Source organism: Brevibacterium sp. CFH 10365 (assembly GCF_009299785.1).
GTDB classification, from domain to species: Bacteria; Actinomycetota; Actinomycetes; order Actinomycetales; family Brevibacteriaceae; genus Brevibacterium; species Brevibacterium limosum.
In genome coordinates, this window is record NZ_VIGO01000010.1 from 38813 (window position 1) to 63303 (window position 24491).

19 protein-coding genes are annotated in these 24491 nt (G+C 67.5%); 8 read left to right on the forward strand and 11 right to left on the reverse strand.

Annotation, left to right across the window (positions count from 1 at the left end; all coding sequences use genetic code 11):
- The first annotated feature begins 30 nt into the window (after nt 1–30).
- Nucleotides 31–1203 (forward strand): DUF2877 domain-containing protein, encoded by a 1173-nt coding sequence (locus FHG09_RS17545; RefSeq protein WP_193627432.1) that lies wholly within the window; start codon nt 31–33, stop codon nt 1201–1203.
- Nucleotides 1188–4166 carry a DUF1116 domain-containing protein gene (locus FHG09_RS17550; protein WP_152348933.1) on the forward strand — a complete coding sequence of 993 codons (2979 nt, stop codon included), beginning with the start codon at nt 1188–1190 and terminating at the stop codon, nt 4164–4166. Before FHG09_RS17545 ends, FHG09_RS17550 begins: the two co-directional genes overlap by 16 nt.
- A 29-nt stretch (nt 4167–4195) precedes the next feature.
- Here the strand turns inward: FHG09_RS17550 and FHG09_RS17555 are convergent, their stop codons facing one another.
- From FHG09_RS17555 to FHG09_RS17605, 11 genes are all read right to left on the reverse strand, one after another.
- Nucleotides 4196–5329 (reverse strand): XdhC family protein, encoded by a 1134-nt coding sequence (locus FHG09_RS17555; protein WP_152348934.1) that lies wholly within the window; start codon nt 5327–5329, stop codon nt 4196–4198.
- Nucleotides 5326–6543, reverse strand: a complete 1218-nt coding sequence (locus FHG09_RS17560; protein WP_152348935.1) for a VWA domain-containing protein — start codon at nt 6541–6543, stop codon at nt 5326–5328. The genes FHG09_RS17555 and FHG09_RS17560 overlap by 4 nt, the downstream gene beginning before the upstream one ends.
- Nucleotides 6540–7457: an AAA family ATPase gene (locus tag FHG09_RS17565; protein ID WP_152348936.1), complete on the reverse strand. Its 918-nt coding sequence runs from the start codon at nt 7455–7457 to the stop codon at nt 6540–6542. The genes FHG09_RS17560 and FHG09_RS17565 overlap by 4 nt, the downstream gene beginning before the upstream one ends.
- A 28-nt stretch (nt 7458–7485) precedes the next feature.
- Nucleotides 7486–8478, reverse strand: coding sequence for a carbamate kinase (locus tag FHG09_RS17570; RefSeq protein ID WP_152348937.1), 993 nt, complete (start codon nt 8476–8478; stop codon nt 7486–7488).
- Complete coding sequence (locus tag FHG09_RS17575) at nt 8475–10532, reverse strand: hydantoinase B/oxoprolinase family protein (protein WP_227492845.1); 2058 nt, start codon at nt 10530–10532, stop codon at nt 8475–8477. Before FHG09_RS17575 ends, FHG09_RS17570 begins: the two co-directional genes overlap by 4 nt.
- Nucleotides 10529–12658: a hydantoinase/oxoprolinase family protein gene (locus FHG09_RS17580; protein ID WP_152348938.1), complete on the reverse strand. Its 2130-nt coding sequence runs from the start codon at nt 12656–12658 to the stop codon at nt 10529–10531. The genes FHG09_RS17575 and FHG09_RS17580 overlap by 4 nt, the downstream gene beginning before the upstream one ends.
- Nucleotides 12659–12763: 105 nt before the next feature.
- Nucleotides 12764–13618: an SDR family oxidoreductase gene (locus FHG09_RS17585; protein ID WP_152348939.1), complete on the reverse strand. Its 855-nt coding sequence runs from the start codon at nt 13616–13618 to the stop codon at nt 12764–12766.
- A complete protein-coding gene (locus tag FHG09_RS17590) occupies nt 13615–14262 on the reverse strand; it encodes an NTP transferase domain-containing protein (RefSeq protein WP_152348940.1) in 648 nt (215 codons plus the stop codon). Before FHG09_RS17590 ends, FHG09_RS17585 begins: the two co-directional genes overlap by 4 nt.
- Before the next feature lie 227 nt (nt 14263–14489).
- Complete coding sequence (locus FHG09_RS17595; RefSeq protein ID WP_152348941.1) at nt 14490–15224, reverse strand: ABC transporter permease; 735 nt, start codon at nt 15222–15224, stop codon at nt 14490–14492.
- Nucleotides 15221–16057 (reverse strand): ABC transporter ATP-binding protein, encoded by an 837-nt coding sequence (locus FHG09_RS17600; RefSeq protein ID WP_152348942.1) that lies wholly within the window; start codon nt 16055–16057, stop codon nt 15221–15223. The genes FHG09_RS17595 and FHG09_RS17600 overlap by 4 nt, the downstream gene beginning before the upstream one ends.
- 109 nt (nt 16058–16166) lie before the next feature.
- The gene (locus tag FHG09_RS17605; RefSeq protein ID WP_152348943.1) at nt 16167–16802 is read right to left on the reverse strand and encodes a TetR family transcriptional regulator; all 636 of its coding nucleotides are present in this window, start codon (nt 16800–16802) and stop codon (nt 16167–16169) included.
- A gap of 161 nt (nt 16803–16963) precedes the next feature.
- Between FHG09_RS17605 and FHG09_RS17610 the strand changes: the two genes are divergently transcribed.
- The 6 genes from FHG09_RS17610 (at nt 16964) to FHG09_RS17635 (ending at nt 24431) form a co-directional block, all read left to right on the forward strand.
- Nucleotides 16964–18244, forward strand: coding sequence for a pyridoxal phosphate-dependent aminotransferase (locus FHG09_RS17610; RefSeq protein ID WP_152348944.1), 1281 nt, complete (start codon nt 16964–16966; stop codon nt 18242–18244).
- A 78-nt stretch (nt 18245–18322) separates the two neighbouring features.
- On the forward strand, nt 18323–20221 hold the full coding sequence (locus tag FHG09_RS17615; protein ID WP_152348945.1) for a helix-turn-helix domain-containing protein: 1899 nt from the start codon (nt 18323–18325) through the stop codon (nt 20219–20221).
- A 150-nt stretch (nt 20222–20371) separates the two neighbouring features.
- Nucleotides 20372–21646, forward strand: a complete 1275-nt coding sequence (locus tag FHG09_RS17620; protein ID WP_152348946.1) for a hydroxymethylglutaryl-CoA reductase, degradative — start codon at nt 20372–20374, stop codon at nt 21644–21646.
- Nucleotides 21643–22578, forward strand: a complete 936-nt coding sequence (locus FHG09_RS17625) for a hydroxymethylglutaryl-CoA lyase (protein ID WP_152348947.1) — start codon at nt 21643–21645, stop codon at nt 22576–22578. The genes FHG09_RS17620 and FHG09_RS17625 overlap by 4 nt, the downstream gene beginning before the upstream one ends.
- A gap of 48 nt (nt 22579–22626) precedes the next feature.
- Nucleotides 22627–23049 carry a hypothetical protein gene (locus FHG09_RS17630; RefSeq protein ID WP_152348948.1) on the forward strand — a complete coding sequence of 141 codons (423 nt, stop codon included), beginning with the start codon at nt 22627–22629 and terminating at the stop codon, nt 23047–23049.
- A complete protein-coding gene (locus FHG09_RS17635; RefSeq protein ID WP_152348949.1) occupies nt 23046–24431 on the forward strand; it encodes a tripartite tricarboxylate transporter permease in 1386 nt (461 codons plus the stop codon). Before FHG09_RS17630 ends, FHG09_RS17635 begins: the two co-directional genes overlap by 4 nt.
- Nucleotides 24432–24491: the final 60 nt, after the last annotated feature.

A 24491-nucleotide genomic window follows, 5' to 3' on the forward strand; every position in this document is an offset into this window, starting at 1 on the left:
GACGATAACAGGGCGGGATACTCTGTCGAAATGAGGTCTCGGTCCGTGGTTCTTCCCGCCACCGCTTCCCTCCTGCCGGTCCCCCGGATCGATGCGGCACGGGTCGGTGGCGCTGAGCATTCACCGATCGCCCGCGACCCCGCCGAAGTCCGCCGGCCCCCCGCCGAGGTCGGCGCTATCCCCGCCGAGGTGGTCCATGTGTTCGCCGCGGGGCTCTACCTCGCAGTCGGCGACAGCGAAGGTCCCCGAGGTACCGGCCGGTGCCCGCTGCCCATCATGGGGCCTGGCGCCCTGGTGCTGCCCTTCGGGCTCAGTGTCCCGCAGCTCGACAGCACGCACCTCGCAACACTGCGGGCCGGAACCATTGCCCGGGTGATCCCCGCCGTCTCACCGATGCGACTCGGCTCGCATCCGCCGATCTTCGAGGACCATGTCCCCTCACCTCGGTGGATTGGGTTCCCTGACTTTGCGCTCCGCATCGTCCGCACGCACCGGCCGCTTCGTGTGAAGACACAGCCGTGGAATGGCCTCGACTCAATGACGCTGGCTGCCCTGGCCGGCCATCTGCGTCCCGGGCTGTCAGATCTGGGCTCCCGTGCCGGTGACCTCGCCTCCGCCCTCCTCGACGAGGACGTCGCCGACACCGAGGCTGGGGTGCGAGCTCTCATCGGCGCCGGACCCGGCAGCACCCCCAGCGGTGACGACGCTCTGTCCGGCATCGCCCTCGCGCTCCGATCCACAGGCAGGAACCCTCCGCTCGATCTGCTTTCGCGCACACTCGAACCTATCGACCTCGCCCAAGCGACTCCTGCACTGTCGGCAGCGCTCATCCGTGCGGCTGTAGCCGGTCACTGCTTGCCCGAGGTCGCGGCGGCGATCGAAGCCGCCCACAGGCTGCTCACGGCATCCGCGAACGGACCCGCCGCCGCTGAGACTCCGCCGATTGAGTACGCAGCCGTGCTCTCTCCGCTCGACCGGATCGGCCACAGTTCCGGCCACGACCTGTTCACGGGGTTCCTCGCCGTCCTCACAGCTCTCACTCGCCGCCGCCCTTCGCGCCCGGGAGCGAGCCATTCGCTGTCACCACCCCGGTCTCCAACCGCGGCGATGATCCGCATCCGCGGCGGCGACGACCCGCGGACTCCGACCCGCACTCCGCCCCAGCACTCATCGAAAGGGACTCATCCATGCCACGCTCACTGACCGTCCGCCACGGCGTCTACGTCGACTCGGTCGCCCTCATGCAGGTCTCGACCGAGGTCAAGACCACTCCCGGGGTCGACGACGCCCTCATCGGGATGGCCTCGGAGCTCAACCTCGACCTCATCCGTGGAGCCGGTTTCGACATCGCCGAAGAGGTCACCCCGAACGACCTCATCATCGCCATCCGCGCGCATTCAGAGGCGGCCCTGTCAGACGGCAGCGACGCCGTCGACGTCGCCTTCGACAGGCTCACCGCCGCCGCCCGCGAGTCCACTGGCCCAGGCGGCTCCGTGCAGCCGGCCCTCACCGTCGAATCCGCGCTCGCCGGGTCCGAGGCCGGGCTCACTCTCGTCTCGGTGCCCGGCGAGAGCGCCGGAGTCGAAACCCTCGCGGCCCTCGATTCCGGGTCCTCGGTGCTCCTCTTCAGCGACAATGTCGATGTCTCGACCGAGGTCGAACTCAAAACTCGTGCCGCCGAGCGCGACCTCATCGTCATGGGTCCAGACTGCGGCACCGCGATCATCTCAGGGGTCGGACTGGGATTCGCCAATGAGGTGCGCCGCGGGACCTTCGGCATCATCGCGGCCTCGGGCACGGGAGCCCAGCAAGTCTCGGTCCTCCTCGATGCCGCTGGGGCCGGGGTCAGCCATCTCATTGGCACGGGCGGACGCGATCTCTCCCACGAGGTCGGCGGCCTCAGCGCACGACAGGCCCTGCGGGCGCTCGCCGTCGACGCCGAGACCGAGCACATCATCGTGGTCTCGAAGCCCGCCGACGCCGAGGTGGTCGCTGAGATCGAGGACCTCGCCGCCGAACTCGAAGTGCGTGTGAGCTGGGCGATCCTCGGCCCTGATTCGCCGAGTCTCACGGCCGGGGTCGAAACCGCCCTCAGCACAGCCGACTTCACTGTGCCCGAATGGCCGCACTGGGGAGTCTCCGAGCCAGCCGGGGCGCTGACCGGTTCGCTCATCGGCCTGTTCTGCGGTGGGACCATGGCCGATGAGGCGATGCTCATCGCGCGGTCCGCGCTCGGCCCGATCTCTTCGAACATCCCACTGGCCGGAGCTGAACTGGTGAGCGGAACGGCCGTCAGCGCCGACGCGCACACCGTGCTCGACTTCGGTGCCGACGAGATGACCCGGGGCCGGGCCCACCCGATGATCGACCCCTCGCTGCGTCTGCAGGCGATCCGGGATCTGGGCCCCCGGGCCGGTGTGCTGCTGCTCGACCTCGTGCTCGGCCACGGCGCCCACGCGGATCCCGCCGATGATCTGGCCGCAGCGATCACTGAGGCCAAGTCGGCGGCCGCCGAAGACGGCCGAGTCCTGCCCGTCGTCGTCAGCCTCATCGGCACGAGTGCCGATCCGCAGGACTTCTCTGCCGCCGTCCGCGCGCTCGTTGACGTCGGCGCCGAGGTGTTCCTCTCGAACGCTGAGGCGAGCGCACGTGCACTCGCTCACCTCGGCTACGAGGCACAGGTGAGCACGGTCGCCGAATCCTCGATGCCACCGTCGCGCGCATGCCCGAATTTCTCCGGCGCACAGGCAACCACCGACTCAGCCGGCACCCAGAGCCTCTCGGGCCTGCTCGAAACCGCACCCTCCGTGGTCTCCGTGGGCCTGAGCCTCTTCGCCGAGGAGCTGCGTGCCCAGGCTGTACCTGTGACGGAGGTTCCGTGGAAGCCCGCCCTCGGCGATCCGGCCGCGCTCTATCAGGTGATGGCCGACCCCCGCCGCCGGGAGGCCAACGCCCAAGCGGTTGAGCGCATGCTTGCCGCAGGGGCCGAAGTCGTGGGGCTTCGACCGGCCCGCGAGTGCCTCGGACTGCGCGAGGACGAGTTCCTCCACTCCGGCCCTCCGCTCGAGTGGGACCGAGCCTCTGGCCCGATGCGCGGGGCTCTGGCCGGCGCCGTCGTCTTCGAAGGACTCGCCGAGACGTTGGAGGCAGCGGAGGCCGGTCTCGCCGATGGCCGTTTCTCCTTCGCCCCCTGCCATTCCCGTGACGCAGTCGGGCCGATGGCCGGCGTGGTCAGCCCCTCGATGTGGATGTTCGAGCTCGTCGACCCGGTCCACGGCAATCGCGCCTACTGCTCTCTCAACGAGGGCCTCGGCAAGGTGCTGCGCTACGGCGCGAACAACGAGGAGGTGCTCACTCGCCTGAACTGGATGCGCGACGTGCTCGGCCCCGTGCTCGCCGCGGCCGTGGCCGCCACCGGGCCGCTGGACACGAAGAATTACGTCACGCAGATGCTCCAGTCCGGGGACGAGGGGCACAACCGCAACCGAACGGCGACCCTGCTCTTCCTCCGTGACATCATGCCGAAGCTCTTCACCCTCGACTTCCCCGCTGACGACCTCGCCGAGGTCGCGCGCTTCCTCGGGGCCAACGACTACTTCGCGCTCAATCTCATCATGCCCACGTGCAAGCTCGCCATGGCGGCGGCGAAGGGGGTGCCCGGCTCGACTCTCGTCGTCACCATGGCCCGCAACGGCACGGACTTCGGCATTCAGCTCGCCGGCACCGGTGAGCAGTGGTACTCGGGCCCGGCGCAGATCGCCGACGGTCTCTACCTCGGCTCCTACGGCGTCGAGGACGCCAATCCCGACATCGGCGACTCCGCGATCACGGAGACCGCGGGCATCGGCGGCCTCGCGATGGCCGCAGCCCCCGCGGTCGTACGTCTCGTCGGTGGGGACGTCGCCTTCGCGGTCGACACCACCCGACGGATGTATGAGATCACCTTCGGCGAGCATCCGCAGCATCAGATCCCCGTCCTCGAGTTCCGCGGGGTGCCGAGCGGAATCGACCTCGCGAAGGTGCTCCGTACGCACGTGCTGCCGCAGATCAACACCGGTATGGCCGGGAAGGTGGCCGGAGTCGGCCAGGTGGGCGCGGGACTCGTCACGCCGCCGCCCGAATGCTTCACCTCGGCGATCGAGGGCCTGAGCGCACAGCGGGGCTGATGCCCTGCGCCTACCGGGGCAGACCGCCGTCAGCGGTGGATCGCGCCGGTGGTCGCGCTCAGGGACGCCCCGGTGCCCTGCGACTTCTCGGCGAGCACTTCGGCGAGGATCGAGAGCGCGGTCGCCTCGGGTGAGCGTGCGCCCAGGTCGAGACCGATGGGACCGTGGATCCGCGCGATCTCCTCCTCGCTCGCCCCGGACTCGAGAAGAGCCTCGGTGCGCTGGGTGTGCGTGCGCCGGCTCCCCAGGGCACCGACATATCCGGCCGCAGACCGAACGACTTCGAGGAGGACCGGGACGTCGAACTTGAGGTCGTGGGTGAGCACGGCGACCACGGTCGAGGCATCGATGCGACCGGCTGCGGCCTCGGCGGCGAAGTAGCGGTGGGGCCAGCTGACGACGACCTCGTGGGCCGCGGGGAAACGCTCTGCGGTGGTGAACACCTGCCGGGCGTCGCAGACCGTGACTCGGTAGCCGAGGAACCGGCCGAGCTCGGCCAGGGCCGCGGCATAGTCGATGGCACCGAAGATGAGCAGGCGCGGCGGAGGCGTCGAGGTGGCGACGAAGACGCGAGTGCCCGACCCGAGGCGACGTCCCGTCTCATCGTATTCGAGGATCCCGGTGGCGCCGTCGGCGATCATCCCTCGGGCGTCGGTGGAGATGTGTTCGGTGAGGCGCTCATGAGCGAAGTCACCGTGCGCTCTCCCTTCCGCGTCGAGGGCGAGAAGGCGGCTCGGTCCGTCAAGTTCTGCGCCGTCCTCCTCGGTGGCTCCCGGCAGCTCGAGAGCCAGTGCTGCCGCACGGGATCCGGAGACCGCCTCGAGGTAGATCCGCAGTCGGGAGACAGCGGCGGGCTCGAGGACGGGGGTGACGAGGACGTCGATCTGTCCTCCACAGGCCAGCCCTACTGCGAACGCCTCCGCATCGCTCGTTCCGTAATGGGCCGAGGCCGCACGACCGGTGCTGAGGACCTCGAGTGCGAGTTCGTGCACGGCGGATTCGACGCATCCGCCCGAGAGGCTGCCGATGACCTGTCCGTCCGCGGCGACGGCCATCATCGCGCCCGCCGGTCGCGGCGCCGATGACCAGGTCTTCGTCACCACGGCGAGTGCGAAGTCCCGACGTCCGTCCAGCCAGGCGAGGATCGCGTCGGCCTCGTTCATGCGTGAGCCTCCTGATCGGTCGCTGTCGGCACCATGGTCGCTGTCGGCACAGCGCTCGCAGTCGCGTCCACCGCCGTCACAGGCCCACCGACAGCGCGCGGAGTCGCAAACGCGCGTCCGTCGCCGGTGCCGTGCGCCGATCCCGGTGCCGCGATGAGGTCGGCGACGCTCTGCCACTGGGCGACGGAGGTCGCCGGAAGCACGGCCTCGGCATGCGCTGCGGCGACGGCCAGGCCTCGAGTGCGCGCTTCGAATCCTGCGCGTCCGGCCCGGGGATTGACCCAAAGGAACCGATGGCTGAGTCGGGCCAACCGCGCACAGGCGATGTCGAGCTCCGCACAGTCCCCGTGTTCCCAGCCGTCGCTGATGACGACGAGGATGCTGCCGCGGACCAGGTCCTTCATTCGCCCGCTGAGGAGTTCGGTCAGAGAATCGCCGAGGCGCGTCCCGGCCCCCGCGTCGAGGACCTCACCCAGCGCCGAGGCGACACCGCTGCCACCTCGCCCGTGACCGGCAGCAGCTCGTGTGCGTCCGTCGACTCTGGTCAGGCGGGTCCCCGCCGTGAAGCAGCGGGCACCGAGCACTGCGGAGCCGCGGGCGAGGAAGCGCAGCGCGGGCTCCCGCCACACGGTCATCGAGGCGGACACATCGGCGACGAGGGTGACGGGGCGCCGGCGATGGAGGCTGCGCCTGCGCGGGATCGCTGAGATCTCCTCGGAGCGGATGAGTCTGCGCAGGATCCGAGGGGCGTCGATGATGCCGGTGTGCCCCGGGCGAGTCCGATGCGCGAGGCCGCGCGGTGGTCGGAAGACGAGGCCGTCGATGAGGACGGCGGCCTCGCTGCCGTGTTCGAACCCGAGGTCGACGTGGCGCAAGTGTTCGGTCCGGCCGGCTTCGGTGATCTCGCTCGCCTCCCCGCCTGCGCCCTCTGTGCTCATTTCGGGTCGGGGGTATTCGACGTCGATGCCCGGTTCCTCGGCATCCTGTCGGCCTGCCAGTCCGAAGACGGCGTCGAAGATCGCATCGTGGAGGCGCAGATGTTCGGGTCGGGTGCAGGTCAGCGCCCGAGACGCGGCTCGGACCTGCTGCGGATCGAGCGGGTCGAGGCAGGTCACGGCCGTGATGAGCGACCGCACCGCGTCCGGGTCTGCGGGCAGTCCCGCGGCTCTCAGCCGGGCGCCAAGGGTCAGGAAAGTGTCCGTCAGAGTCCTCACGTTCCATCGCCTCCGAACGGACTGAGAACTGTGCGGGCGGGGGCGAGGTCGTCGGCGTCTTTGAGGACTGCGGAGATCGTCGCCGCGATCGCTGGGTCGTCGAGTTCGCCGAGGCCGAGGGCGTGCAGGGCGCGCAGCCAGTCGATGGCTTCGGCGGTGCCAGGTGGTTTGAACAGATCGGCGCTGCGGAGTCGGTTGGCCGCAGCGATGACGGCCCGGCGCAGGGACTCGTCGGCCTCCGGCACGTGCAGGGAGAGGATCCGTGATTCCGCCTCGGCGCCGGGCTGATCGAACCACTGGTAGAGGCAGCGTCTGCGCAGGGCGTCGTGGAGGTCGCGGGTGCGGTTCGAGGTGAGGATGACCAGCGGTGGGGTCTGCGTCGAGATCGTGCCGAGTTCGGGCACGGTGACCGACCAGTCGGCGAGCGCCTCGAGCAGCAGGGCGTCGAATTCGTCGCCGGCGCGGTCGATCTCGTCGATGAGCAGCACCGGTCGCGGTTCGTCGGGCTCGAGTCCCCGCGAGTCCTCGATCGCGCGCAGGATCGGACGGGCGAGCAGGAAGGCCCGGTCGTGGAGCTCATCGTCGAGGCGGAGCGCGTCGATGCGCTCCCCTGCCGAGCCGGACGCCGCCTCGATCGTGCGCACGTGGAGGATCTGCTTCGCGAAGTCCCAGTCGTAGAGCGCTTGGCTGGCCTCGAGCCCGTCGTGGCACTGCAGCCGGATGAAAGGGCCGCCGGAGGCGCGGGCGAGCGCTCGGGCCAGACTAGTCTTGCCCACGCCCGGGGAACCCTCGCACAGCAGGGGTTTGCCGAGGCGGTGGGCGAGCACACAGGTGGTCGCGAGTTCGGGTGCGACGATGTGCCCCACGCGCTCCAGCTCCTGTGCCAGGGAACGGGGATCGTCGAAGATCGTCATGGCTGCGTCGCCTCCTCCCGAGTCGAGTCTACTGATCGTCTCTGCTCTCTCGAACGTCCGCTGCCACCCGGTCATCCGAGTGCGTCTGACCGTGCGAACTCACGGCGGTGCCGACTCCCCCGGTCACCGCCGCGGCGAGCTGCGAGAGCTCGGCGATGACGGCTCGTGATCCGCCGTTGTCGACGAAGTCGAGCAGCGCGTCGACCTTCGGTCCCATCGAACCGGAGGCGAAGGTGCCGGTGGCACGCAGGGCTTTGAGCTCGGCTGCGGTGACGGCACCGACATCGCTCGCGTCCGGAGTGCCGAAGCCGGCGACCGCGCAGGGTACATCGGTCGCGATGATGAGCAGATCCGCGCCCACCGAGGCGGCGAGCTTCGCGGCACTGAGGTCCTTGTCGATGACTCCGGAGACCCCGGCACAGCCCCCGTCCGCGGGCACGACCGGGATGCCGCCCCCGCCGGCGGCGACGACGATCCAGCCGGAGTCCGCGAGGAAGGAGATCATCGGGGTCTCGAGGATCTCGACGGGGTCCGGAGAGGCCACAACGCGACGCCACCCCTTGGCGCCGAAGTCCTTCCAGGTCTGACCGTGAGCGGTCATCTCCGCGGCGAAGTCCGCATCCTGATAGGATCCGACCGGCTTGACCGGGTCGGCGAACGCTGGGTCGGCGGGGTCGACGACGGTGCGGGTGACCACGGCGGCGACCTTGCTCTCCAGCCCGCGGGCTGCGAGTTCGCGTTCGAGGGCGCTGACGATCGTGAAGCCGATGGTGCCCTGGGTCTGCGCTCCGCACCAGTCGAGGCTCACGGGCGGCAGCTCGTGAGCGGAGAGTTCGTTCTTGCGCAGGATGTTGCCGACCTGCGGCCCATTGCCGTGGGTGATGACGAGTTCGTGTCCGGCCGCGGCGAGATCGGCCAAATGCACGGCTGCGGCGGCGATCGCGCGTTGCTGGGCCGACGGAGACGGATCTCCGTCGGGCCCGGTCATCGCATTGCCGCCGAGAGCGACGAGGACTCTCACAGCCAGTCGACCGCCGCAGCTGAGGCTCCGTCGACGGACAGCTGGGCATAGCCGGGTCCGCGGTCGAAGAAGGGCTCGTTCGCATCCCGGGCGGCCCGCATCTGCTCGCGCAACGCGGTCGTGGCCGCCTCGTCGGCCTCGGCACCGTCGACTCCGGCGGCATCGGCGCCGACGGATGCGCTCGGATCGGCAGTGACGACGACTCCGTAGGACCCACGAGCGCCGGCGATGCTCACCTTGCCCCAGCTGACGTCGCGGACCACCTCGGCGATCGGACGGTCGAGGGGGTCGCCCCAGCCTCCGCCGCCCGTGGTGCGGATCCGCACGACCTCACCGGCGCTGATGACCTCGGCATCGGCGAGCGCATCGATCTCACGTTCGTTCGGACCTCCCGGATCGATGGTCACTTCGAAGGGCTTGCCCGCCTTTCCGCCCTTGACGCCCCAGCACGCGAGGATCGAACGGTCGGCGATCGACATGAAGTGCCCGTCGCGCAGCATCCGGATGTGCTTCTCGTAGCCGAGGCCACCGCGGTAACGACCGGCACCGCCTGAATCGACGGCCAGACCGAGGCGTTCGACGCGGAACGGGAAACGGGACTCGGTGAATTCGGTGGGCAGGTTCCGGGAATCGGGGACGACGTGGATCGTGTCCTCGCCGTCGGAGTAGTAGCGTCCGCCGGAGCCTCCGCCGAGGACCTCGCGCATGAGGTAGTCCTTGCCGTCGCGGTCCTTGCCGTAGACCCCGGTGTAGCGGATCGTCTCCTGGTCCGCGGGCATGCGGCCGTCCACAGCTTTCGCGACTACGCCGGCGAGGACGCCGAGGAGGCGGAGGATGACGAACGTGCGTGCGTTCGTCGGTCCGGGGAACTCGGGGGTGAGCAGGGTGCCCTTCTCCGGGAAGCGCATCTCGATGAGCGGCACGATGCCCTCGTTGACGTCGAGTTCGCCCATCCGCTCGGGGGTGTCGGCGAGGTTGCGCAAGATCGGGGCGAGCCACTTCTTGAGGAAGTTTCCGCCCACATAGTCGCCGCAGTGGTTGATCGGTCCCGCGGCCTGGGCGGCGGTGCCCGTGAAGTCGACGATGAGCCGCGGTCCGTCGTCCGGTCCCCCGGTCGGCGTCTTCGTCAGCGTGATGCGCTGGGTGTGGAGCATGGGGTCCGAGACGCCGTCGTGCTCGGCATAGTCCTCCCAGACGTACTGGCCGTCGGGGATCTTCGACAGGATCTCACGGCGGTAGATCTCAGTGGAGTTCTGCAGAATCGCATCGAAGGCCGTCTCGACGGTCTCGACTCCGTAGCGGGTGAAGAGTTCCGAGAGACGACGAGCGCCCATCAGGCAGGCCGAGCACTCGGCGTCGAGATCGGCCGACAGCGAATCCGGCATCCTGGAGTTGCGCGACATGATCCGCAGTGCGGACCTGTTCGGGACCCCTTCGGACCACAGCTTGATCGGCGGGATCATGAGGCCCTCTTCGAAGACGCTCGTCGCCCCTGAGGGCATCGAACCGGGGCACGCCCCGCCGATGTCGTCGTGGTGGCCGAAGGCCTGGACGAAGCACACGACCCGTCCCTCGGCGAAGACGGGAACGGTCACGCACATGTCCGGCAGGTGGCCGATGCCGCCTTCGGATTCGTAGACGTCGTTGTGGAAGAACACATCGCCTTCGCGCATCTCCTCGATGGGGAAGTCCCGGACGACGGGGTGGACGAGTGCGGAGTACGAACGGCCGGTGAGCTTGCGCAGCTGCCGGTCGTGGATGCCGGCGCGGAAGTCATGGGCATCGCGGATCATCGGGGAGCGTGAGGTGCGCGAGATCGAGGTCTCGACCTCCATCTCCACACTGGCCAGGGTGCCTTCGACGATCTCGACGATGATCGGGTCGACGCTCGACCCTTCCGCGGTGAGGCGGTTGCCGTGCTCGTAGGCGGTCGGCAGGCCGGCCGGGTTGATCGGCGAGGCGGCGATGTAGTCGGCGAGCTCCTGGCCGGTCAGGGGCTCGGTGCGCAGCATCGAACCCGAATCGACGGCGCTCGTGTCGGCTGTGGTGGTCACTTGCTGTCCTCCTGACCGGTGGTGCGGGTGATGATGATGTTGGCCGCGCGATCGATGCGCGCGCTGAACTCGGGGTGCAGAGGCACCGTCGAACCGAACTCCTCGATGATCGCGGGCCCCGCGATCTCGTCACCGGCCAGCAGCTCCTCGCGCCAGTAGACCGGGGTGTCGACGAAGCCGTCGGCGGCGTCGAAGCAGACGGGACGCTGACCGGTCTTCGCCCTCTCGTCGAGGGCGGGCGCACCGTCGGCCGAGGCGATGCTGCGAGTCTCCGGTCGCGTGATCGGTCCGATGCCGGACACACGGAGGTTGACCCATTCGACGAACTGGTCGTCGGCGGCGGCGAAGTCGTAGCCGTAGAGCTTGCGGTGCTCGGCGTGGAAGGCTCGGGTCACCTCGTCGGCCCATTCCCTCGTGATCGCGCCCGCCGGTGCCGGGACGCGGACCTCGAAGGCCTGGCCGAAGTAGCGCAGGTCGACCGAACGGTCGAACTGGTGCGCCGCGGCGGGGAAGCCCTCACCGTCGAGTGCGGCGGCGGCCCGGTCTGTGAGTCCCGCGAAGAGATCGGCCACCTCGGCGATGTCGAGGCGGTCGTCGCGGCTGACGTGGGTCTGCACGTAGTCGTTCTTCACGTCGACGGTGAGCAGACCGTACGCCGAGACGTTCCCCGGGTCGTGCGGGACGACGACGCCGGCGAGGTCGAGGACGTCGACGAGGGTGCAGGCGAGCAGGGAGCCGGAGCCGCCGAAGGTCGCGAGCATGAAGTCACGGACGTCGAGCCCACGCTGGACGGAGATCTGGCGCAGGGCATTGGCCTGGTTCCAGGCGGAGATCTCGAGGATGCCGGTCGCCGCCTTCTCCGCGCTCAGACCGAGGCGTTCGGCGGTCCGGACGATGCCGGTCTTCGCCGCGTCGACGTCGAGCGGGATCTCCCCGCCGAGGAGGTGGGGCGGGATCCGTCCGAGGAAGACGTGGGCATCGGTGATCGTCGGCTCGGTGCCGCCGTTGCCGTAGCAGATGGGGCCGGGATCGGCTCCCGCGGACTGGGGGCCGACCTTGAGCTGGCCCTCCGGTGTGGTCCAGGCGATGGAGCCGCCGCCGGCGCCGACGGTGACGACGTCGATCATCGGGATCTTGGAAGGGTAAACGCCGACGGTGCCCTCGGTGGTCAGGGCCGGTTCTCCGTCGATGACGACGGTGACGTCGGTCGAGGTGCCGCCGCCGTCGCAGGTGAGCACCTGGTCGAAGCCCGCTTCCCGGGCGATGAGCCCGGCGCCGAGCGCACCGGCGGCCGGCCCCGAGAGCACGGTGGTGATGGGCTGGTGGACGACCTCTTCGGCGGAGAGGACCCCGCCGTTGGACTTCATGATGTAGAAGGGCAGAGCGGAGTTCTCGCCGACGCCGGTGTAGGCGTCGAGGCGTTCGTGGATGTTGTGCACGTACTTCGAGACCTTCGGTTTGACGGCCGCGTCGACGAGGGTGGTCATCGAGCGCTCGTACTCGCGGTATTCGCGCAGCACCTCGGAGCTCAGCGAGACCGTCGCCTCAGGGTGGATCTCGGTGAGGATCTCCCGCATCCTCTGCTCATGGGCAGGGTTGGCGTAGGCGTGGAGGAAGTTCACGCCCAGCGTCATCACGCCCTGATCCTTGAACCACTGGGCGACCTCGCGGGCCTGCTCCTCATCGAAGGGACGGACCTCACCGCCTTCGAAGTCGAGGCGACCGGACACGGTCTTGACGAGGTCGGCGGGGACGATGCGTTCGGGCTTGACCCAGAAATAGGAGTTGCCGTAGCCGTCGGGCACGGCCTGACGGGCGATCTCGAGGACGAACTCATAGCCTTCGGTGGTGATGAAGCCGAGACGGTCGAGCTTGCCCTCGAGCAGCTGGTTCGTCGCCACGGTCGTGCCGTGGCTGACGGCGCTGATGTGCTCCGCTGAGACCGAGTCGCCGAGCATGGCCAGCACCTTGTCGATGCCGTTGATGAACCCGTCGGCTGGGTTCGACGGCGTCGATGGAGTCTTCGTCGTCGTCAGTGTACCGGTGGATTCGTCGAATGCGACGATGTCCGTGAATGTTCCGCCGGTGTCGATGCCGATGCGGATCCGTGGAGCTTGGGGCGACATCTTCGTCCTTCCAGGTCGCGTGGGATTTGTCACCATCTTTCCCGGTGCCCACGCTGACTGAACCGGCAAGAGCTGACAAACGCGAGTGCGTCTGTTGGCGAGAGTTCACAACCGGCTCTCGCCAAGGCTGGCGCGCAGCTCCTCGGCGAGCACCTCATCGAGGCTGCGGGCCTCGCGCCCGAGGACCGCCGGGATCCCGGCGCTGCCGCAGGGCAGTCCGTAGCGGTCGTAGTAGTCGAACATCGCCGTCAGCCATGCGCATTCACGGGCGTCAATGCCGGAATCGGCGCGGGCCTCCTGGGCAGCGGTCCAGGCCGCTGGATTCGTCACCTCGAGGCCCACCTCGGCGCCGAGGACCTCGCCCGCGGCCCGAGCGACGTCCCGGACGCTGACGAGCTCCGGTCCGCCGAGCTCAAGGGTCGCGCCGAGGTGGTCCTCGGTCGTGAGCAGCCGTGCGGCCGCCTCACCGACATCGCGCAGACCGATGAGCCCGAAGGGAGTGTCGGCGCTGTAGGCGACACTGATGGCGGGCGGAGTCTCGCGCAGTCCAGGCAGGAGGTTCTCCATATAGGCGCAGGGTTGGACGATCGTGAAAGGCAGAGAGCTCCTGCGCACTCGGTCCTCGGACTCGGCCTTCGCGAGGTGGTGCGGCATCGAGGGGGCGTAGGGAGCAGCCACCGAGTGATAGACGATGCGCTCGATGCCTGCTCTGTGTGAGGAATCGAGGAGCATCTCGATGAACCCGAGTTCGTCGCTGTGCAGGTTCGGGGCCATGAGGTAGGCGGCGTGGCAGCCGCGCAGAGCAGCAGTGGGATCGGTCAGGTCCCTCCGCCCGAGAGGGACCGGTACATGGCCTGCGGCCGTCACTGCGTCTCCGATTGCGCGGCCGGTCTTCCCGGTGCCGGAGACGATGGCGACCCTTCGTGCTTCGGCTGCTCTGTTCGATGGGATCGGGGTCATGAGTGGGTTCCTTCCAAGTGCATTCCGAATTCGGCTGCGGCTTCCGGGGTGTCGACGTCGACCAGCCCGTCGCGGCCCGGCGGCAGCAGGTCCGCGCACTCGACGCTGGTGACGGCGCCGCTGCCTGAGTGGCGCTTGAGCATGGCCCGCAGCCCCTTGTCCCCGGCGGCGGCCGCGAGCGCTTCGGCGATGTGATCGCGACCGAGGGCGACGGGGTGGCCGGGGACCGCGTTCCAGTGCGCGCGGGCGAGATTTTCGGGGGCTGTCGCATCGAGCAGGCGTCCGTGGGCCTCGGCCGGGACGTCGAGCAGGTCGAGCAGTGAGATGACGACACCAGCGGCCGTGTTCGGCACCGCGCTCAGCCCAGCGTGCAGGGAGGTGCTCAGACCCTGGCGGTAGTCCGGGTTCTCGACGACTCGCGCGCCGCGAGGCACCAGACGGGACGTCTGCGCCAATGCGGGGCCGAGCACGACGATGACGTCCGGGTCGAGTCCCCGCGCGGTCGCCGCAGTCAGCATCCTCTCGACCTGCGCGGTCAGCAGCGCGGTGCCGTCCCCGTACCGCAGCAGTGCCTTCGGCCCGCCCATCCGAGTACCGCTGCCGGCAGCCAGCAGAAGAAGACTCGCCTCATTCACCTGCTCCATGTGCCCAGACTGGCACCACTTCCGCCGATGTGCCACTGCACATCTCACCAAAGACGGTCCCAGCCCGTCGTCAGATCTCGTGGTACCGAAAGGACGTCTCCGGGCGTATCGCACCCGGCATCGCGGACCGTGGCTTCATGCGCCCTCTGATGCGACCTGGCCAGCATAATGGCGACCACACAGGACTGGTTGGCTGAAGACTTAGACGACTCAAGCGCCGCCAGATCTCACGGCGTCCGACGCCGCAGAGTGAGCGAGCCGACGATGACGGCACCGACGATCCAGCAGGCGATGAAGAGCACCCGCAGCCAGATATAGGCATTGTCCTCATCTCCGGTCGAGACCGCCCCGAGCGCGTCGATCGCGTGTGACAGCGGCAACCAGTCGCCGATGACCTCGAGCACATCGGGCAGCTGATCGCGCGGGAGGAAGATCCCGCCGAGCAGGATCTGCGGGAACACGAACACGGGCATGAACTGCACGACCTGGAACTCCGTGCGGGCGAACGCGCTGGCCAACAGCCCCAACGCCGTGCCGAGCAGAGCATCGGCGATCGCGACGACGAAGAGCAGTCCGACCGAGCCCTCGATCTCAAGCCCGCACACCAATGTTGCGTACCCGACGGCCACGGCCGTCTGCGCCACGGCGAGGAGACCGAACGCCAGGGTGTATCCGAGGATGAAGTCGCCGCGTCCCAACGGCATCGACAGCAGACGCTCGAGCGTTCCGCTGCGGCGTTCGCGCAGTGTGGCGATGCTCGTGACGAGGAACATGACGATGAAGGGGAAGAGCGCAAGCATCGCCGGCCCGATGTCGGCGAACACTTCGGTCTCGTCGAAGATCCACGCCACCAGGCCGATGAGCAGACTGGGCACGATGAGCAGCAGTGCGATCGTACGCGGATCGTTGCGGATCTGAGCGAGGACGCGCCCCGTCGTCGCCAGGGTGCGCATCGGGTTCATCGCCTGCCTCCTCTGTCCCCGGCATGGCCTCGTCGCCCATGCCCCCGCTTCCCTGGTCCGTCGACTTCACGCGAGAGCAGATGAGTCCCCGAACTCCGCCGCCCGGCCGATCCCCGACCGGTCGTGTCCCTGTCGATGATGTCGAGGAACGCCTCTTCCGCCGAGGCGGCCCCCGTGGTCGCGAGCAGATCGCGCGGCGTCGTATCGGCGATGATCGCGCCCTCACGCATGAGCAGGAGACGATCGCACCGAGTGGCCTCATCCATGACATGGCTCGAGACGAGCAGCGTGGTCCCCTCCTCGGCGAGACCGCGGAAGAGGTCCCACAGGTCGGCCCGCAGCACAGGGTCGAGGCCCACGGTCGGCTCATCGAGGACCAGCAGGTCCGGGGATCCGAGCATCGCCGCGGCCAAGGACACCCGATTAGCCTGACCGCCCGAGAGCGTCCGAGCCAGCTGATCGGCCTGGTCGATGAGATCCGTGCGCTCGAGCACCCGGTCGACATCGGTTTTCGGAGCGCCCTGCACGCGGGCGAAGTAGCGCAGATTCGCCCGCACGCTGAGGTCCTCGTAGATGCTCGCCGACTGAGTCATGTACCCGACCCGATGCCGCAGATCCGCCGACCCGGCGGGCCGACCCAGCACCTGTACCCGCCCGCCTGCGACGATCTGGACTCCGACGACGGCTCTCATCAGCGTCGTCTTCCCGCTGCCGCTGGGCCCGAGCAGGCCGACGACAGCGCCCCTGGACACATCGAGGTCCAAGGAGTCGATGACGGTCCGACGGCCCCTCCGGATCGTCAGTCCTCGTGCGTCCACCGACTTATTCATCATGTGCTGAATATGACATCCGAGAGTGCTCCGGTCAAGAGTTGTCACCGACAGTTCTCATGACTGCTGCCCCATCGCCGATGAGCGGCAGCTGCGCTGAAGCCGTTCGGGCTCAATCCGCGTCGCTGACCCCGTCGAGATGCCCCTGCACCGCGGGCGACAGGCGTGCAGTGAGATCGTCGACGGACATCGACGCCAGCGGTTCGAGTTCGAGGACATGGCGGAACATGAGCGCACCCGCCATCTGAGTGAGGACGAGCGTGGCCCGCAGGTCCGCCTCGGCACGGTCGACGCCGCTGTCCTCGATCCTCCCCGCCACTGCTCCTTTGAGCTCGCGCAGCAGAAATTGTCTGATCAGGCGGCCGGCCGCCGAATCGCTGACCGCAGAACGCAGAACGGACACCCCGATCGACTTCACGCTCGAGTGTTCCCAGGCGCTGAGCACCGTGTGCACGAGAGACTCGCCGAGGCGGTCGTCCGATACGTCGAAAGCCGAGCGGATGATGCGATCCGGTCGAACGGGAAGCCTGACCACCTCGGCGAAGAGGCCGGCCTTGGACTCGAAGTAGTGGTGGACGAGCGCGGAGTCGACCTGGGCACGGCGGGCGATGCCGCGCAAAGATGCCTTGTCATAGCCCTTCTCGGCGAATTCGGCGCCAGCGGCGTCGGTGATCGCGGCTCGCGCGTCACTGCTGCCCGCCTTGCGCGGGCGCCCCCTCCGGCGGGGCCCCGGGTTCAGATCCGCCATGGTTCCCAGAGTATCGTGAGACCAAGCTGCAAAAGGTCTGCACAACAATCCGCCGAGCCCGGCAAAGGTCTGGGAAACGGGCCTCTGTTTGGTCAGAACCACCTCGGCGGGGGTCCTAGCGTGGATATAGCAGCAGTCGTATGAAAGGTTTTTCGGTTCACATGTTCAGGCAGTCGTCGAAGTTGGCCAATGTCCTCTATGACATTCGGGGACCCGTCCTCGAAGAGGCCCAGGCGATGGAAGCCGCCGGGCACACGATCCTCAAGCTCAACATCGGCAACCCCGCCCCGTTCGGTTTCGAAGCCCCCGAGGCGATCGTCCAGGACATCGCCGCGAACCTGCCGGTGACGCAGGGATATTCCGACTCGCGGGGAATCCTCTCCGCCCGCCGTGCGGTCGTCCAGTACTACGAGACTCGCGGCATCCACAACCTCGGCACCGACGAGGTCTTCCTCGGCAACGGGGTCAGCGAACTCATCACCCTGAGCCTCCAGGCGCTGTGCAACCCGGACGACGAGATCCTCGTCCCCGGTCCCGACTATCCCCTGTGGACCGCCTCGGTGGCACTGTCCGGCGGCACCCCGGTCCACTACCGCTGCGCAGAAGAAGACGCCTGGCAGCCGGATCTGGCAGATCTCGAATCCCGGATCACCGAACGCACCCGCGGAATCGTCGTCATCAACCCGAACAACCCGACGGGCGCGGTGTACTCGAAGGAGACGCTGCAGAAGATCGCCGACATCGCCCGCCGTCACGGCCTCATCGTCTTCTCCGACGAGATCTACGAGAAGATCACCTACAACGGCGTCGAACTGGTCAACATGGCCACGCTCACCGGCGACGACGTGCTGTGCCTGACCTTCTCGGGTCTGTCGAAGGCCTACCGGGTCGCCGGCTACCGTTCCGGCTGGCTGGCGATCACCGGACCGCTGAACGAGGCGCACAGCTACCTCGAGGGCATCAAACTGCTGGCGAATATGCGCATGTGCTCGAACGTGCCGGCACAGCACGCCATCCAGGCGGCCCTCGGCGGGAAGCAGTCGATCGACGATCTCGTCCTGCCGGCCGGCCGCCTCGGCCAACAGATGCAGGTCGCCTACGAGGGGCTCAACTCGATCGACGGGGTCTCGGCACACCGGGCCGACGGAGCGCTGTACATGTTCGCGAAGCTCGATGTCGAGAAGTTCGGCATCACCGATGACGAGCAGTTCGCCCTCGATTTGCTGCGCGAACAGAAGATCCTCGTCTCCCACGGCACGGCCTTCAACTGGCCGAAACCGGACCATTTCCGGCTCGTCACCCTGCCCTCGGTCGAGGTGCTCACCGAGGCGATCGAACGCCTCGACACGTTCCTCTCCGGTTACCGGCAGGTCGCTCCGACGACGTGTGAACTGCCCATCGTGCGCGAGCATGAGGTGCGCGGAGCCGCAGCCGCCGGCTGACGGCGACGACCGATCGGGCGAATCATCCGTCCGATGCCGGGTGCGGCAGAGGCACCGAGCCCCTGCGACACTGGTCTCATGACAGAGATCGATGATGAGTCGGGGACCGTGTCCGCGGCCGCCGTGGCCGAGATCGTCAGAGCCCTCTCCCGCGGAGTCGATCTCGACCGCGCTGCCCTGGCCCGCGGCCTCGAGCACCACCCCAACCTCATCGACTCCTTCTCCGACCTCTCGGCGACCATGACCCGGTGGAAGCAGAAGGATCGCGAGCGTTCGGCCCTGCTCGAAAGCGCCTCGGAGCTCATCCGTGTGCGAGACACCGAGAAGCTGCTGCAGAAGCTCGTCGATCGTGCCCGAACACTCATCGGATGCGATATCGCCTACCTCTCCCAGTACTATCCGGAGACCGACGACCTGCGTGTTCAGGCCAGTCGCGGAGCGATCTCGGCGAATCTCAAAGAGCTGCGGGTACCTCCCGGCGTCGGACTGGCAGGACAGGTCGTGCGCGATCGCGCCGCACAGTGGACGTCGAACTACGATCTGACCCGACTGCCTCACGAAAGACGCGTCGACTCCGCGGTGAAGGCCGAGCGCATGGAATCGCTCCTCGGAGTGCCGATGGTCGTCGACGGCGAAGTCCTCGGCGCCCTCTTCGCCGCCAACCGCTACCCACATGACTTCACCACCGACGAGATCACCCTGCTGTCGGCTCTCGCGGACCACGCTTCCGTGGTGCTGAAGACGGCGCAGCTGATGGGAGACCTCGCAGAGGCGGCCCAGGCCTCCGCGGAAGCCGAGGAGACGGCAGCCGCGCAGGCCAGCACCCTCCGACGGCTTGTCGAGGTCGAGGAGCAGCTGACGCAGCTCGTGCTGCAGGGACGAGGAGTCCCGGCAGTTCTCGACGCCATCTCCGAATTGCTCGAGGCCGACGTGATCGTCGTCGACAGCGGACGCCTCGGGGCTCCGAGCTTCCCCGCCGATGAGGCGTTCTTCGACGGCATCACGGTGGACAATGCCGACGTCCGAACGGCGCTGAGCCACAGCCGAGCCACGGGCCGAAGCGCACAGGTCGCTGGTGCACAGCACCTGTACGTCGCCTCGGTGGCGTCCCACCGCCGACAGCACAGCGGACTGTTCGTCCGTTTCAACGACGAACCGGCGGACGGCGACGCGAACATCGTCGCCCAGGCGGCGCAGACGCTCGCGCTCATCCGAATGAACGAACAGGCCCGGGCCGATGCCGAGAACCGGGTCCGCGGAGAACTCGCAGTCGACATCATTGCCGGCACGCGTGATCTCAGTGAACTCGAGGCCCGCTCCCGAACCGGCAGCTTCAGTCTCTCCGGCCCGTGGAGACTGATGACGATTCAGGGCGACATCGAAAACGATGACCGCATCGGCGCGCGCCTGGTCCGCGTGGAGCCGCGCATCCTCATGACGCAGCGGTCCCCCGGGATCACGGTGCTCCTCCCCAGCGCCGTGATCCGCGACAGGCCCACCTTGGAGACCCTGTTCGAAGAGTCGGGCGCCCTCGACAGTTCGCTGGTGATCATCTCCGACACCGATTACGACCGGAAGCAGCTGCGCACTGCCGAGGACGAAATGTGGTCGTGCATCCGCATCCTCAATTCCCTCGGCATCAGCGAAGGAATCTTTCCCACGGAGGACTTCGCGCCTTACACCGCAATGTTCGGCACCGCGCCGGAGCAGGCGGAGAGATTCATGCAACGGATGCTCGAGCCGCTGCGCCGATGGGACCGAGCCCATTCAGCCGAGCTGCTCTCGACGCTGCGGGAGTATTTCGAGTCCGGCATGAACATCCGCAGAACCGCGACTCAGATGTCAGTGCATGTCAACACCGTCAAGCAACGGCTGGAGAGAGCCGATCTCGTGCTCGGTCAGGAGTGGAGGGCACCGGAGCGGGCGTTCCGCCTCCAGGTCGCGCTCCGCTTGGACAAACTGAAGTCATGCTTCTAAGCCTCCATGTCTGGAACAGCCATAGCTGAGCGACATTCACGTCCGAAACGGACATGGCAGATTCGCGCGTGCATTGTTTGACTGATCTCTGCGGAGGAACTCCGACTGACGGCCGATGTCGGCCGAAGACGACCTGACTGGAGACTTACGATGGCAGAGAACAGCCGAATTGCCGACTTCCGAAACATGTCGGTCGACGAGCGCAGGAAAGCCGTTGCAGCCTCGACCGGGCTCGACGCCGAACTGTTCAGCCAGCTCGATGCGGACGCCTTCGGCCCAGAAGCCGCCGCCAACCTCAGCGAGAACATCTTCGGCGTGTTCTCGCTTCCTCTCGGGGCAGCCACCAACTTCACGATCAACGGCACCGACGTGCTCGTACCCATGGCGACCGAAGAGGCCTCGGTCATCGCCGCCGCCAGCAACGCAGCACGGATGGCACGACCTCACGGCGGCTTCTTCACAAGCTCGACCGAGCCCGTCATGCAGGCACAGATCCAGCTCATCAACGTGGCGGACCCACAGGCCGCGCGCACACGTGTTCTCGAACGCCAAGCAGAGATCATCGACCTGGCCAATGCGCAGGACCCCAAGCTCGTCGCGGTCGGCGGCGGAGTCAAGGGCATCGAGGTCCGCCTCGTCGAGGCGCGGACGACGACATATGTTCTCGTCCACCTCCTCGTCGATGTCCGAGACGCAATGGGGGCGAATGCGGTCAACACGATGGCTGAGGCGGTCTCCGGAACCGTGGCAGCGATCGCCGGAGGTGACGCACTCCTGCGCATCCTCACCAACAAGGCGGACCGTCGACTGTCTCGGGCACGGGCAGTCTTCGACAGGGATCTGCTCGGCGGAGACGACGTCATCGACAACATCCTCCATGCCTACGAACTCGCCGCAGCCGATCCCTATCGAGCGGCCACTCACAACAAGGGCATCATGAACGGCATCTCCGCGGTCGTCCTCGCCACCGGGAACGACACCCGCGCGGTCGAAGCCGGAGCGCACTCACATGCGCTCGTCGACGGCCGCTACTCTTCTCTTTCGACGTTTGAGAGGAATGCCGACGGCGACCTGGTCGGCACCCTCGAGATGCCCATGCCGGTCGGCCTCGTCGGGGGCGCCACCAAGGTCCATCCCGCCGCGCGCGCAGCTCTGCAGATCGCCGAGGTGGCGAGCGCACAGGATCTCGCCGAGATGATCGTCGCCGCCGGCTTGGCGCAGAACCTCGCGGCACTGCGAGTTCTCGCCACCGAGGGCGTGCAGCGCGGACACATGTCACTGCATGCGAAGAACCTCGCTGCCTCTGCCGGAGCGAACGCCGGGGAGACCGCGATCATCGTGGACCGCCTGATCGAAGAGAAGGCATTCCGGTTCGACAGGGTCCAGTCCATCCTCGACGAACTCCGCGCCGGTGGGTCGCGATGACGGCACAGCTTCCACAGCAGTTCGCGCCGTCGGACCTGCCGACCGAGGTCAGTGTCTGCGAAGTCAGCGCTCGAGACGGTCTGCAGTCGCAAGCACGCACACTTCCTGTCTCAACCCGGCTCGAACTGATCCGGCGGCTCTCCGGTGCCGGCCTGAAGACCATCGAAGCCGGAAGCTTCGTCTCTCCGCGAGCCGTTCCCCAGATGGCCGACACCCGATCGGTGCTCGCAGAGCTCGACCTGGACTCCGATATCGCGTTCCCCGTCCTCGTCCCGAACCGGAGGGGTCTCGATGATGCCGTCGCGGCGGGAACGAAGGATGCCTCGGTCTTCATCAGCGTCACCGAATCGTTCTCGCAGGCCAACCTCGGCGGTTCCCTCAAACACACCACCGACCGCAGCCTCGAGGTGGCACGAGCGGCGACTGCGGCGGGCCTGCGGGTGCGCGGCTATCTGTCGATGGTCTTCGGGGACCCCTGGGAAGGCACGGTCGATCCTGAACGCGTCGCGACAGCTGCGCGTCGCCTCGTCGATGCGGGCTGCCTGACGATCTCGCTCGGCGATACCATCGGAACCGCGACTCCCGGTCATGTGACCGCTGTTCTTGATAGCCTGGTCGGCGCCGGGATTCCGATCGATCGGATCGCCCTGCACACCCACAACACCTATGGCCAGGCGCTTGCGAATGTCTACTCCGCGCTTCAAGCAGGTGTCAGTCAGTTCGACGCATCGGCAGGAGGGATCGGTGGCTGCCCATTCGCCCGCACCGCCTCCGGAAACCTGGCGACCGAGGATCTTCTCTGGATGCTCCAGGGTCTGGGCATCTCGACCGGCGTCGACATCGACGCCGTGGCGACGGTCAGCCAGTGGCTGGGCGAGCAGCTCGGCATTCCGCTTCCATCCGCAACATCCTCGGCCGTCCTAGGCCGGTAGTTCCATCGTTCACGTTCCCGACAGCCGTCGGCCGACAGAAGGCAGGCAATGATGCCGCAATTGCTCGAGGTGTGGAATGACACCGTCGACCCCAGACATCTCATCGGCGGTATCGCCATAGCCGTCGGGACGGCAGTCCCGGCCTATCTCATCGCCGATCATCTCTTCGCCGCCGGAGGAGACGAAGCGCTGGGTCACTCCTATGCGCTCCTCGTCGGCGTCGTCGGCTGCATCGTCGGCGCCGTGATCTCCGGGCTCCTGTTCAAACCCAAGAGAGTGATCACCACCTCGGCAGCCGACACCCGCAGCCGCCAGGAGATCATCGACGAGGTCGTCGAGGAATACGGGGATCTCGGTGACCCCCGCGACCTCGGTCCGGCGGTTCAAGCCGAAGTCCGAGCCCTCGGTCTCTTCGACGCCCTCGTCGACAACCATGAGGCGCGCGCCCAGGAGAAGGGTGGGCACCAGTGACTGCGGAACTCATCGAACCGATCCTGTGGGCGGTCGGGATGGCGCTGCTGGCCGGGGTGCTCTTCACCGGAATCGGATTGATCTCGGGCACGGACGAGACGGCGATCGTGGCACCGCTGGCGCTGCTTGTCATCCTCATCGGGGTGCCGCCTGCCGGGGTGATCGCCTTCTTCCTCGCCGCGATCATCGCCAAACACATCTCCCACGCCGTACCGACGACTCTCCTCGGAATCCCCGGTGACACCACAGCGGTGCCGATGCTGCGTGAGGCGCAGCTGCTGAGGTCGCTCGGAATCCCGCATATCGCATTGCAGAAGGCGATCTCCGGTGGAGTCGTCTCGGTGGCCATCGCCATTCCGCTGTCGATCGTGTTCGCCCTCGTACTCACCCCATTCGCCGAGGCGATCGGCGCTGCCGCGCCCTGGATCTTCATCGCCGCGGCCGTCCTCGTCGCCTACACCTCGAAGGGCAAGCTCGCTGCGATCGCCGGGCTCATCCCGTTCGTCCTGCTCATCGTCGGCCTCCAGGCCTTCATCATGGAGCAGAAGGAAGCGACGTTCACCACTTCGTTCTTCCTCGGCATCGCCACCGGACCGCTCATCTTCGACCTGTTCGCCGCGCTCTCCCCCGTCGGACGCCGCTCGATGCAGCAGTCGGGCAAGCGGGAATTCAACCTTGCCCCCGACGTCCGGCCCGCAGGGGGATCGAGGATGCCGAACCCCTTCAAGGTGCTGACCGGAAAGCAATTGGCATACACCAGCGGTTCAGCGGCGATCACCAGCGCGACCTTCGTCTTCTCCCCCGTCGCCATGGCTGTGCTCATGGGCGAGATCGTCGGAAGCCGGGTCAAGAACGGGTACGAACGACTCACCACCGTCATCACTGTCCGCAACGGAACCACAGAGTCGACCTACATCGCCGAGACTCTCATCCCGCTCATCGCGATCGGCCTGCCGCTGTCACCGATGGCGGCCGGTCCCGCAGGACCGCTGTTCAACGCTCCTCCCGTCTATACCCTCGATGCTGAGGCGGGAACGACGAACAATCTCCACGACCTGCTCACGACCGGTGAGTTCGCTCTCTTCTCCGTCATCGCGGCGATCATCGCCGTCGCCATCGCCTACCCCTTCGTGATGACGAACGCCCATCGGGCGGCGACCTGGGTGATGAAGTCGGTCTCCCACGAAGCGATCATCGCCGGCTTCGCCGCGCTCATCTGCGTCATCTGCCTCTATGAAGGCGGACTGTTGGCTCTGGGCGTGACGCTCACCGTCGGACTCGTCGGCGGCCTGTTCAACCGGTTCATCGGCATGCACGCGGGAGTTCAGTTCATGGGCTACTACGTCGCCGTGCTCACCGTGCCCGCACTCCTCGCCCTGTGAGTGACCGCGCGAATCCGACGATCGTCAGCAACCGCCGTCTGTGGTCACTGCGCCGAGGGA